This is a genomic window from Cellulomonas sp. NEAU-ZC6 (assembly GCF_056844425.1).
The window spans coordinates 115425-127051 of record NZ_JBXFYH010000001.1 but is presented as its reverse complement, the minus strand read 5'-3'; the positions used below and the strand labels follow the sequence as shown (position 1 = coordinate 127051).

The following is an 11627-nucleotide window of genomic DNA, read 5'->3' as shown; positions in this document are numbered from 1 at the left end:
TCAGGCGACGGCGTACCCGAGGACCGCGAGCTGGTCGAGCCCCTCGGCGCACCCGGGCACGAGCGGGGCGACCATGCTGCGTGCGCCGAACCCGAGGCGCTGGGCGACGGGCGCGGCCCGCACCGTGGCGCGCGCGACGACGCCGCGGGTCGAGACCAGCAGGTCGGCGTAGGTGCGCCGGTCGGGGTACAGCTGCGTCCCGGTGGCGTAGCGGGTGTCGAACGCCGGGTCGATGCAGTCCGCGTCCGTGGCCGCGAACACGTGGGCCGTCTCCGCCATCCGCCCGATCGCACCGGGGCTGTACCGGCCGAACTCCTCGGCGTAGCTGTCGAGGAACCCGAAGTACGTCCCCCCGGACCGCAGGGTGCAGCCCATCCAGAGCGTCCGCCCACCGGCCGCGAGCCGCAGCCAGAGCGCGTCCCCGTCGGCACGGAACGCGCCCTCCACCTCCCGGAACCAGCGGAGGGCGAGCGGGTCCAGGGCGAGCGCCGCGCCGCCCTGCTCCGCGTCGCCCTTCCACCCCGACGCCTGCAGGCCGACGAACTCGTCGCGGGCACCCGGGTGGCCGCTGACGTCGTGCAGCTCCAGCGGGCCTCCCGCCGCACGCGCGAGCGCGCGGACGCGCCGGCGGAAGTCCTTGGCCCGGCCGCCGCCCAGGTGCGCCGAGGCGAGCGGCGGGTCGACCACGCGGCCGTCCGCCGGCTGCGGCGCGCGCGGGACCCGGGTGCCGGAGCGGGTCGCGAACGCGGCGTCGGCGCGGCAGCGCTCGTGCACCAGCATCGACCCCCGCCGCACGACCTCGGCGAGCGCGTCCGCCAGCGGACCGTCGGCCGGGAAGTGCTGCAGCTGCACCAGCCCGGGCAGCCCGACGCCGCGCAGGCCGTGCAGGAGGGCGTCCAGCGCCTCCACCTCCCGGCCCGTCCGCACCAGCGGGTGGTGCCGGTCCGCGTGCGTCGTCATGAACGTGCCGCCGGTGGTCACGGCCCGGACGGGCACCCGCGACGCGACCGGCTTCGTGGTGACCGCCAGCAGGGCGAGCCACTCCTCCCCCTCCGTCACGACGACCAGACGCAGGTCCGCCGCCTCGTCCCCGCGGTCGCGTGCCGGGACGAGGAACCGCGGGTCGAGGTAGACGTTCGGCTCCGTCGCCTTCTCGGCGAGGTCCTGCCACGCCAGCGCGTCGCGGGTGGTGACGTCACGCAGGGCGATGAGCCGGGTGTGCACGGTGTCCTCCGGGGCTGCGTTGCCGTGTGGGGCATCGGTCGCCGCGAGCGTAGTGTCCGGATTGACCCGTTTTGGGGCGATTGCTGGGTGAAGCCGAACCCGACCACCCGGACGGGCACGACGGCCTGACCGGCGCCGCGGACCGGTGTCTGCGCAGGTCAGGACGTCACGCACGTGAGCTGCGCAGCGACCTCGCGCACCCGGACGGCGCAGCCGGACCCCCGGAGTTCCCTCCTTCTGCTGACCCCCGATCGGCGGTGTGCACGACGCCGCCGCGTCCGGGTGCGCCGCTCAGGCCTCGGTGCCGGCCCAGTGCGGGTTGGTCATCACGCCGAGCACGTTGCCGAACGGGTCGACGCCCGCCGCCGTGCGCCAGCCCTCGCTGCGCGCCGTCGGCGGCTCGTGCACGCGGGCGCCGCGCTCGACCAGGGCGGCCACGGTGGCGTCGACGTCGTCGACCGCCCAGTACGTGTACTGGCCGCCCGGGGTGCGGTCCAGCGCGCCGGGGACGTACCGCGCGTCGACGATGCCGAACTCGTCCCCGTCGCGGCCGATCCGCCACTCGACGTAGCCGTCGCGGACGAAGTACGGCTCGATCCCGAAGACCTCCTCGTACCAGGCGCGCGCCGCGTCGAGATCCGCGGCCTGGAAGTTCGACGTCGCCATCCCCTGGAGCATGTCCGTCCTCCTCGTCGAGGTCGTGCGGGCGGGCTCCGAGCCCGTCCACGGCCATGCTGGCCGCTCCGCACGCTCGGGTCCAGACCCGGTGGGCGAGCGCGCCGGGCCGGGGGTCAGCCCGCGTCAGCCGGCGTCAGCCCGCGTCGGCGTAACCGGCGTGGTCGTCGCCGTCGAGGTCCGTGCACAGACCGTCGGCCTCGTCCGCCCCGAAGGACGCGACGCAGTCCGCGTACCCCGCGATGATGCGGAAGGGGTCGCCCTCGGTCCCGGTCGCGGCCGAGCAGTCGCGGTGCGAGCCGGGCTCGCACGGCGTCCCGGGGGCCGGGTCGGCTGACGCGTCCTGAGACACAGACGCCGTCGGCTGCGTGCCGGTCGCCGCGGTCGGGCTGCTCGCCGGCGCACCGCTCGACGCACCCGAACCGCCGTCGCCCCCGTCGCAGCCGCCGACGGCGCCCACGACGAGCACCAGCAGCGGAACCGTCCACCTGATCCGTGACCTCGTGAGCATCCCCGGACCGTAGCGGCACCGGCGCGCGGCCGTCCGCGGCGACGCGCGGGAACGACGAAGGCCCCGGTCCTGGCGGGGACCGAGGCCTTCGTCGTCGCTGTCTCAACGAGTGTCCGGAGGGGGACTTGAACCCCCACGCCCGTTAGGGCACTAGCACCTCAAGCTAGCGCGTCTGCCATTCCGCCACCCGGACAAGGTGACTCCCGACCGGCGGTCCCGAGCGCATTCCTGCGCCCCGACGACCCGTCAGGTGCGGAAGAGAACTTAGCACGGTGTGGCGGCCGAGCACGCATCCGCAGGTGAGAGCACACTGGCGGTGGCCGCGGCGGACGGACGTCGCCGCGGGACCACGGACGCGAGCGGCGGAGGTGGGACGCACGATGGCGGAGCAGGGCGGCAGCGACCGGTACGGCACCGGCAGGCCCAGCGTGCCCAGCGGATCCGCTCCACGACGGGTCGCCGGGCAGCGCCGGGCCCCGGCGGGGACCGGGCCGGACGACGGGGTGCCGCGGTGGCTGCGGACGTCGGCGGGGGTCACCTGGCGGCTGCTGGTGCTGCTCGCCGGCGTGGCGCTGGTGTTCTTCGCCACAGCGCAGGTGCAGCTGCTGTTCGTCGCGGTGTTCATCGCGTTCGTGTTCACCGCGGTGCTGCGCCCGGTGGTCGACTTCTACTCGCGGGTGATGCCGCGACCGCTCGCCACGGCGCTCGGCCTGCTGACGGGGTTCCTGGTGCTGGCGGGCATGGTGTTCTACGTCGGGTACTCGGTGGCCAACCAGTGGCAGGCGCTGTCGCGGCAGTTCGGTGACGGCATCGACCAGATCATCGAGTTCCTGGAGCACGGCCCGCTGCCGGTGTCGATCACCAACGAGCAGATCACCGAGTGGATCGACACCGGGCGCCAGTGGCTCCAGGAGCACGCCGGCGACCTCGCGGGCCAGGCGGCGGAGTCGGCCGGGTCCGTGGTCGAGGTGTTCACGGCGCTGGCGCTGGCGGTCTTCTGCGCCGTGTTCTTCCTGGCGCGCGGCCAGGAGATGTGGACCTGGTTCGTCAACCAGCTGCCCAGCGGGGCGCGGGACGGTTGGAAGACGGCGGGCGGCGCCGGCTGGTACACCTTCTCCGGCTACACCCGGGGCATCGTCATCATCGCCGTGACCGACGGGTTCCTGGCGTTCGTCCTGCTGTCGCTCATCGGGGTGCCGCTCGCCGCACCCCTGGCCGTGCTGGTGCTGATCGGCGCGTTCATCCCCCTGATCGGCGCGCCGGCGGCCATGGTGATCGCGATGATCGTCGCCCTCGCCGCCAACGGGCCGATCCAGGCGGCCGTCGTCGGCCTGGGGATCGCGCTGATCGGGCAGTTCGAGGGGCACGTGCTGCAGCCCCTCGTCATGGGCAAGCAGGTGTCGCTGCACCCCGTGGTGGTGGGCCTGGCGGTCGCCGGCGGCACCCTGACGGCGGGGATCCTCGGCGCCGTGATCGCCGTGCCGCTCGTGTCGGTGGTGTGGGCGATCTACTCCCGGTTCCACCAGACGGACCCGCCGATGGAGCCGGAGGAGGCCGCTGCCGAGGTGGGCCCGGCCGACGACGACGACGAGGCGCAGCCCGGCTAGCGGGCGGCCGCGGCCGGGGGCTCGCCGAGCTCCGCCACGGCGGCCTGCAGGGCCCGCGTCCCGTCCTGGCCGACGGGGCGCAGGGGTGCAGGCAGCTCGCCCAGGTCGACGCCCCGGATGCCGGCCAGGGCGTGCACCGCCCGCGGCCCGCCGAGGCGCGCGACCAGCTCGGCCACCGGGCGCAGCCGCGCCATCAGCGCGCGGGCGTCCTCGGCGCGACCGGCCGCGGCGGCGCCCGCCACGGCGACGTACCAGGCGGGCAGCACGCTCGCGAGGCCGGAGTGCCAGGTGCGGGCCCCGGCGAGCAGCCCCTCGACGCCGAGCACGTCGCCGCTGCACCCGAGCTCCACGTGCTCCGGCAGCGCCGCACCGAGCGTGCGCACCCGGGCGCGCAGCTCCTCGGCGTCGCTCCCCCGGTCCTTGACCCCGCCGACGCCCGGCACCCGCGCCGCGCGGGCCAGGACGTCGACCTCGAACCGGTAGCTGGTGCTCACGGGGTTGTGGTAGATCCACACGGGCACCTGGGCGGCGTCGGCGACGTCCTCGACCAGGCCGAGCACCTCGTCGTCCGTGAGCGGCAGGTACGCGAGCGTGGGCAGCAGCACGGCGGCGACGCCGGCGCGCTCGGCGACGATCGTGTGCACGACGACCTCGTCCGTGGTGAACGCCCCGACGCCCGCGAGCACGGGCACCCGGCCGTCCGCGGCGGCGACCGCCGCCTCGACCACCAGGCGCCGCTCGCCCGCGGTCACGTAGGGGTACCCGCCGGTGCTGCCGAGCACCGCGACCCCGGAGGCGCCGGCCGTCACGGCGTCGTCGACCAGGCGCTCGAGCGGGTCGGTGTCGACCTCCCCCTGGGAGCCGCGCGGGGTGGGCAGGTAGGCGACCAGCGGTCCGAAGAGGGGCATCGTCGCAGTGTAGGCAGCCGGTGCGTCGCTCACTGGAAGTCCCGCGACGTCGTGGCGATGCCGAGCGAGAGCGGGGTCAGGTGCTCCGCGACCAGGTTGGTCGCGCCGTCCGCGCGCTCCAGGCGGCCGCGCACCACCAGGGCGCGGGAGGTGCGCGCGACCTTCCGGAACCGGGCCCACAGGCCGGTGCTGCACACGATGTTGAGCAGGCCCGTCTCGTCCTCCAGCGACAGGAAGGTGACGCCGCCCGCGGTGCCGGGCCGCTGCCGGTGGGTGACGACGCCCGCCACCGCGACGCGGCGCCCGGCCTCGTGCCGGAAGGCCTGCTCGACCCGCAGCACGCCGGACGCGTCGAGCCCGTCGCGGACGTACTGGGTCGGGTAGGAGTCGACCGTGACGCCGGTGGCCCAGACGTCGGCGACGGCGAGCTCGACCGGGCTCATCCCGGGCAGGGTCGGCGCCTGGACGCCGACGGAGACGCCGGGCAGCGTGTCCGGCCCCTCCTGCGCGAGCGCGCCGGCCGCCCAGAGCGCCTCGCGCCGGGTGACGCCGAGCGACTCGAGCGCCCCGCCGGTGGCGAGGGCCTCGAGCTGGGCGGTGCTGAGCTCGACCCGGCGCACGAGGTCGCGCAGGTCGGCGAACGGGCCGTGGGCGTCCCGCTCGGCGACGACGCGCTCGGCGACCTTCTCCCCCACGCTCCGCACGGACGCGAGCCCGACCCGGACGGCGAGCGACCGGGCGGGCTCGTCGGCGGGCGCGCCCGTGCCCGTCGTGCCCGGTCCGCCGGCGGGGTCGTGGGCACCGTCGTCCGCCCAGCGCGCCGCACCGCCGTTGCGCGCCGCGGCGTGCGCACCTGCACCGGCACCCCGGCGCAGGGGCGGCACCGGGGCCGTGCCGGACGGGCGGGGGGTCAGCGGCGGCTCGCCCCCCGGCGGCTCGGGCGCGACGCGCTCGACCAGCGCCTGCACCCCGGAACGCTGCACGTCGGGCCGCAGCACCTCGATGCCGTGCCGCCGGGCGTCGGCGATGAGCGACTGCGGCGAGTAGAAGCCCATCGGCTGCGCGGCGAGCAGGCCGGCGTAGAACGCGGCGGGGTGGTGCACCTTCAGCCACGAGCTGGCGTAGACCAGGAACGCGAACGAGTAGGCGTGCGACTCGGGGAACCCGAAGTCGGCGAACGCCTTGAGCTTGTCGTAGACCTCCTCGCGGACCGCCTCGGGGATGCCGTTGCGGGTCATGCCGGCCATCAGCCGGGCGCGCAGGGCCTCCATCTTCTCGATGCTGCGCTTGGAGCCCATGGCACGCCGGAGCTGGTCGGCCTCGGCGGGCGTGAAGTCCGCGACGTCGATGGCCATCTGCATGAGCTGCTCCTGGAACAGCGGCACGCCGAGGGTGCGGGCAAGGGACTTCTCGAGCATGGGGTGCGGGTAGGTGATGGCCTGCCGCCCCTGGTACCGCTCGATGTACGGGTGCACCGACCCGCCCTGGATGGGCCCGGGGCGGATCAGGGCGACCTCGACGACGATCGCGTAGAAGTTCCGCGGCTGCAGTCGCGGCAGGGTGCCCATCTGCGCGCGCGACTCCACCTGGAACACCCCGACGGTGTCGGCGGCGCACAGCAGGTCGTAGACCAGCGGGTCCTCGTCCGGCAGGCCGTGCAGCTCCAGGTGCGGGCCGCCGTGCTGCTCGACCTGGTCGAACGCGAGCCGCAGCGCCGTGAGCATGCCGAGGCCCAGCAGGTCGAACTTCACCAGGCCGGCGTCGGCGCAGTCGTCCTTGTCCCACTGCAGGACGGTGCGGCCCTCCATGCGGGCCCACTCGACGGGGCACACCTCGATGACCGGGCGGTCGCACATGACCATGCCGCCGGAGTGGATGCCTAGGTGCCGGGGCAGCCGCAGGAACCGGTCGGCCAGGTCGATGACCTGGTCGGGGATCTCCTCCAGGTCGCTCGCGGGCGGCGGGCGGTGCGCGGGGACGACGTCGTGCCGGTCGGCGGTGGGCTCGCCGGCGCGGCCGTCGGTGTCGTCGTGCCCGGCGGGCCGGCGCGGCGCGGGCCCGCCACCGGCAGGGGCGGCACCGGGGGCCTCGTGGTTCCAGCCCCAGACGACGCCCTCGGGGTCGCGCTGCGCCGCGGCGTACTGCGCGGCGCGACGGTCCTCGCGGGTCGCGGGCGATCCCGGCGGCGCCGCGGCGGGCGGTCCGGTCCGGGTCGGCGCGGACGTCGGCGCGGACGCCGGCGGACCGGGCCGGGTGGACGTGGGCCGGTCGCCGACGTGCTGGGTCGGCGGCGTCGCCGTGATCGCGGGGGACGCCGCGCCGCGGCTCTCCCCCGACCACCACGGCTTCGTCGGCTGCGGGCCGCGCAGGGTCCCCCACCGCTCGATGGACTTGCTCCACGCGTCCTGCTGCCCGACGTCGTAGCCGAGCGACCGGGCGGCGTCGCGGACGGCGGACCGGGCGCGGTAGGTGATGACGTTCGCGACCTGCGCCGCGTGCGTGCGGCCGTGCGTGGCGTAGACGTACTGGATGACCTCCTCGCGGCGGCCGGACTCGATGTCGACGTCGATGTCCGGCGGCCCGTCGCGCTCGGGGGCGAGGAACCGCTCGAACAGCAGGCCGTGCTTCACGGCGTCGACGGCGGTGACCTTGAGGGCGTAGCAGACGGCGGAGTTGGCGGCCGAGCCGCGGCCCTGGGCCAGGATGCCGTTGCGGTGGCAGAAGTCGACCAGGTCGTAGACGACCAGGAAGTAGCCGGGGAACCCGAGCTGCTCGATGACGCGCAGCTCGTGCTCGAGCTGGGCGTAGGCGCCGGGCACGCGCTCGGCCTCGGGCGGGCCGTAGCACTCGAGCGCCCCGCGGCGGACGAGCTCGCGCAGCCAGGTGGCCTCGGTGTGCCCGTCCGGCACCGGGTAGGGCGGCAGCTGCGGGGCGACCAGGTGCAGGTCGAACGCCGACTCCGCGCCGAGCGCCGCGGCGTTGGCGACGGCGTACGGGTGCCGGCGGTGCCGGTGCAGCATCTCGGCGGCCGAGGCCAGGTGGGCGGTCGGGGCGCCGGGCAGCCAGCCGTCCAGGTCCTCCATCGAGGACCGGGCGCGCACGGCGGCCAGCGCCATCGCCAGGTCGGCGTCCCGCGGGGTGGCGTAGTGCACGTTGCCGGTGGCGACCAGCGGCAGGCCCGCGCCCTCGGCCAGCACCGCGAGGGCGTCGGCGGTCTCGGAGTCGAACGGGCTGCCGGTCTGCGTGACCTCGACCGCGACGTTGTCCCGGCCGAACAGGGCGACGAGCCGGTCCAGCTCGGTGCGGGCCCGGTCGACCCCGCCCGCGGTGACGCCGGGGTGCCGGCCGCCGTCGGTGAGCGCCCGCCGCACGGGGCCCTTGCGGCAGCCGGTCAGCACCAGCCACCGGGCGGCCGCCTGCTCGGCGAGCTGCTCCAGCCGGTACTCGGCGGCGCCCTTGGTGCCGGTGGCCAGGTGCGCCTCGGCGATGGTGCGGGACAGCGCGCGGTATCCGTCGGGGCCGCGGGCGATGACCGGCAGGTGCACGGCGCGCGGGTCGGGCACGCCGGTGGGCAGGTCGAGCACGTCGGGGCCGCCGACCCCGGGCACGGGCAGGTGCAGCTCGGCGCCGAACACGGTGGGCAGGCCGACCTCGCGCGCGGCCTCGGAGAACCGGACGACGCCGTACAGGCCGTCGTGGTCGGTGAGGCCGAGCGCGGTGAGGCCGAGCCGGTACGCCTCGGCGGCGAGCTCCTCGGGCTGGCTGGCGCCGTCCAGGAAGCTGAACGCCGAGTGCGCGTGCAGCTCCGCGTAGCGGGGGGTGTCAGTCATAGACGGCCTCGCAGGTCCAGCCGTCGGGACGGCAGGCGAGCAGGAGCGCCCGGCCGTCGCCGAGCGTGACCTGCAGGTGCACGCGCAGCCGGGCGTCGTCGGGCGACCACCAGCGCCCGGCCAGCGGCCACGGACCCGCCCAGCCCGCGACGTCGTGGTCCACCGCGGGGCGGCGGTCGGTCGGCGGGGTGCGCACCCGCGCGGGCACGCCGCTCATGGTGAGCCGGTCGTCGAACCGGACGGGCCGGCCGTCGTCGTCGAGCACCTCGACCGGGGCCGGCTGCGCGGGCACGGTGGCGGGGGCGGGCGCGGGCAGGTGCCCGGGCCAGGGCCGGTCCAGCGGCCGCGGCGCCGCGGCCTGCGCACCCCAGGGCTGCAGGTGCACCTGGTCCCGGACGTCCCGGCCGCCCTGCAGCGCCGCGGTGAGCACGCCATCGCCGCCGAGCAGCCCCTGCACGCGGTCGAGCGCCCGGTGCGCGCGCAGGTCGCCGCCGGAGGGGCCGCCCCAGAGCCGGCCCTGCTCGGCGCCGGCGGGCGCGACGTCCTCGGCGGTGATGCCGAGCGTGATCAGGCCGACGGGCTCGGCCTGCTCGTCCGGGTCGGTGCCGGCGCCCTGCTGCGCCGCGGCCGCGGTCAGCCAGCCCTCCAGCTGCCAGCGGATGCGGTCGGTGATCCGCGCCGCGGACAGGCCGCCCAGCCCGCCCATGTCGGTGCGCCAGGCGCGGGTGAGCTCGGTGCCCTCGTCGGTCCGGGCGGTGATGCGCAGCCGCGCGCAGGCCACGGAGTGGTCGGTGAGCAGTGCGTGCAGCTCCTCCGCGAGGCGGCGGCCGGCGAAGGTCGCGACGTCGACGCGCTGCGCGGGCGGGTCGAGCTCGGTGCTGACCTCCAGGTCGGTCTCGGGACGGCGGCGGACGGGCGGGCGCAGGTCCTCGCCGCGCACGAGCGTCCACGCCCAGCTCCCCCAGGTGCCGAACCGGGCGTGCACGTCCCCGGCGTCGAGGGCGGCGAGGTCCCCGAGGGTGCGCAGGCCGAGGCGGCGCAGCAGGTCGACGAGGTCGGCGACGGCGCGCACGGCGTCGTCGGTCACGGCGGCCGGCGCGACGTCGTCGACGGGGCGGGGCGCGAGGAACGCGCGCGAGCCGCCGGGCGGCACGACGTCGTCCGTCCGCGCCGCGAGCACCGCGGCGAGCAGCCCGTCGGCCGTGCCGACCTGGCACTCGTGGCCGGTGCGCTCCGCGACCGCCGAGACGAGCTTCTCGGCCAGCGCCTCCTCCGTGCCGTGGAACCGCGCCGCGCCGCCGGCGGGCAGCAGCAGCAGGCCGGGGCGGGCGACCTCGACGCCGGGGACCACGGTCTCGGTGGCCGCGGCCACGGGCTCGAACAGCCGGGCGTCGCGGTCGTCGTCGGTGGGCAGCAGCACCAGCTCGGGGCACACGCCCTGCGCCTGGCGGCGGCGCATCCCGCGGCGCACGCCCTGCGCGCGGGCCAGCGCGGACACCGCGGTGAGCCGCGCGCCGGACTGGACGGCGGCGGGCAGGTGCGGCGGCACCTCGGCGGCGCGCACGGCGGCGACGACCGGCCAGTCCGGCACCCAGACGACGGTGGTGCGGGTGCTCATCCGACCAGCCTGAGGCCGGCCGCCGGCGCCTCGGCCGGGGTCGCTGCCGCGGGCCGCTCGGCCCCCGGGATGCCGTACGGGTCGGTCCCGACCTCGAGCGGCAGCACGACGCGCAGGTCCTGCGCCCGGCCGGCGCTGCCGCGGCCGGTGCGGGTGATGTGCAGCTCGTGCGCGCGGAGCCGGCCGTCGCCCTCGCCGACCCCGGTCCAGCGGCCGCCCTCGACGGTCAGCACGGTGCCCGCACCGGCCCACGGGGCGGTGGACAGCAGCACGGAGCCGCGGTCGCGGGCGCGCGCCATCAGCCGGCGCCGGTCGGAGTCGGCCAGGTGCGTGCCGGGGCCGACCACCACGACGTCGATGCCGTCCAGCAGCGCGGCGACCACGGTGGGGGCGTCCACGCCGGGCCGGGGCACCACGGCGAGCCGGTCCAGCGCGACGCCGGTCTGCGCGGCGGCGAGCAGCCCGAGGCTGGGCTGCCCCACGACGGCGGCCCACGCCTCCCGCGCGGTGCAGGCGGCGGCGATCATCGCGAGCACCAGGGAGGTGGAGCCGAGCACCGCCGTGGTGCTGCCGCGGCGCAGCCCGTCGGGCAGCAGCGGCGTCAGGGCCGCCGGCACCGCGAGCGGCGGCCGGTCGGTGAGCAGCAGCGGGCCGCGGGACCGCGCCGGGGCCGGCGCCGCGTGGTACCCGGGGTGCCCGACGTGCCCGACGTGCCCGACCTGCTCGGGGCTGCCGGGCAGGTCGGGGACCGCGACCGGACCCGACCGCTCGGGGACCGCGGGCACCACGACGGCAGTGACGGCAGCGGCACCGGCTCCCGCCGCCGACGAGCGGGCCGGCGCGACGGCGAGCGCCGTCGCGCCCGGCACGACCGGCTGGTCACGCCCGGCACGTCCGGCACCGTCGGCGGGGCGTGCGAGACTGCGCGCACCGGTGCGGAGCTCGGCGTGCGCCAGGGCGGCCCGGGCACGGGCGATCCGGTCCTCGTCGCTCACCGCCCCCACCCCTCTCGCACCGCGGCCGCCGGCCGGCGTCCACCCGACCCGACCGGCCGACTTCGTTCGAACACGTGTTCGATTGTGCCAGTAGACGCCGACATCCCGGCACTCGTCAATCCGGGTTCACCCGGTCCCGCCGGACGGCGTCCGGCGCGTCCCGGGCGACCCGCCGGACGCCCTGCGGGCCCCGTGCGCCGGGGGCATGATGGCCGCGTCGGCACACCCGATCCGAGCGCGCAGGCGCCCCACCTCGAGG

8 protein-coding genes and 1 tRNA gene are annotated in these 11627 nt (G+C 76.9%); 1 reads left to right on the top strand and 8 read right to left on the bottom strand.

Annotated features, from left to right (window positions below):
• The 4 genes from AC1050_RS00565 to AC1050_RS00550 all read right to left on the bottom strand — a co-directional run bounded on the left by AC1050_RS00565 (position 1) and on the right by AC1050_RS00550 (position 2603).
• Positions 1 to 1224, bottom strand: coding sequence for a GNAT family N-acetyltransferase (locus AC1050_RS00565; RefSeq protein ID WP_482385440.1), 1224 nt, complete (start codon positions 1222 to 1224; stop codon positions 1 to 3).
• A gap of 291 nt (positions 1225 to 1515) precedes the next feature.
• Entirely contained in the window at positions 1516 to 1902 is a 387-nt protein-coding gene (locus tag AC1050_RS00560) for a VOC family protein (RefSeq protein ID WP_482385439.1), read from the bottom strand.
• A 133-nt stretch (positions 1903 to 2035) separates the two neighbouring features.
• The gene (locus AC1050_RS00555) at positions 2036 to 2410 is read right to left on the bottom strand and encodes a hypothetical protein (protein ID WP_482385438.1); all 375 of its coding nucleotides are present in this window, start codon (positions 2408 to 2410) and stop codon (positions 2036 to 2038) included.
• Between the two features lie 110 nt (positions 2411 to 2520).
• Positions 2521 to 2603, bottom strand: a tRNA-Leu gene (locus AC1050_RS00550).
• 187 nt (positions 2604 to 2790) lie between these two features.
• On the opposite strand from AC1050_RS00550, the gene AC1050_RS00545 reads away from it, so the two are divergent.
• Positions 2791 to 4017, top strand: coding sequence for an AI-2E family transporter (locus tag AC1050_RS00545; RefSeq protein ID WP_482385437.1), 1227 nt, complete (start codon positions 2791 to 2793; stop codon positions 4015 to 4017).
• Here AC1050_RS00545 and AC1050_RS00540 read toward each other — a convergent pair.
• Genes AC1050_RS00540 through AC1050_RS00525 form a run of 4 tightly spaced genes read right to left on the bottom strand, consistent with a single transcriptional unit; the run spans position 4014 to position 11368 of the window.
• Positions 4014 to 4925: a dihydrodipicolinate synthase family protein gene (locus tag AC1050_RS00540; protein WP_482385436.1), complete on the bottom strand. Its 912-nt coding sequence runs from the start codon at positions 4923 to 4925 to the stop codon at positions 4014 to 4016. The genes AC1050_RS00545 and AC1050_RS00540 overlap by 4 nt on opposite strands.
• 29 nt (positions 4926 to 4954) lie before the next feature.
• Positions 4955 to 8755 carry an error-prone DNA polymerase gene (locus AC1050_RS00535; protein WP_482385435.1) on the bottom strand — a complete coding sequence of 1267 codons (3801 nt, stop codon included), beginning with the start codon at positions 8753 to 8755 and terminating at the stop codon, positions 4955 to 4957.
• Entirely contained in the window at positions 8748 to 10373 is a 1626-nt protein-coding gene (locus tag AC1050_RS00530) for a DNA polymerase Y family protein (protein WP_482385434.1), read from the bottom strand. Before AC1050_RS00530 ends, AC1050_RS00535 begins: the two co-directional genes overlap by 8 nt.
• Positions 10370 to 11368: a hypothetical protein gene (locus AC1050_RS00525; RefSeq protein ID WP_482385433.1), complete on the bottom strand. Its 999-nt coding sequence runs from the start codon at positions 11366 to 11368 to the stop codon at positions 10370 to 10372. Before AC1050_RS00525 ends, AC1050_RS00530 begins: the two co-directional genes overlap by 4 nt.
• Positions 11369 to 11627: the final 259 nt, after the last annotated feature.

Bases quoted from the DNA above. Each gene is read 5' to 3' on its own strand.
- AC1050_RS00560 (WP_482385439.1), bottom strand. From the start codon at position 1,902: ATGCTCCAGGGGATGGCGACGTCGAACTTCCAGGCCGCGGATCTCGAC.
- AC1050_RS00555 (WP_482385438.1), bottom strand. From the start codon at position 2,410: ATGCTCACGAGGTCACGGATCAGGTGGACGGTTCCGCTGCTGGTGCTC.
- AC1050_RS00545 (WP_482385437.1), top strand. From the start codon at position 2,791: ATGGCGGAGCAGGGCGGCAGCGACCGGTACGGCACCGGCAGGCCCAGC.
- AC1050_RS00540 (WP_482385436.1), bottom strand. From the start codon at position 4,925: ATGCCCCTCTTCGGACCGCTGGTCGCCTACCTGCCCACCCCGCGCGGC.
- AC1050_RS00535 (WP_482385435.1), bottom strand. From the start codon at position 8,755: ATGACTGACACCCCCCGCTACGCGGAGCTGCACGCGCACTCGGCGTTC.
- AC1050_RS00530 (WP_482385434.1), bottom strand. From the start codon at position 10,373: ATGAGCACCCGCACCACCGTCGTCTGGGTGCCGGACTGGCCGGTCGTC.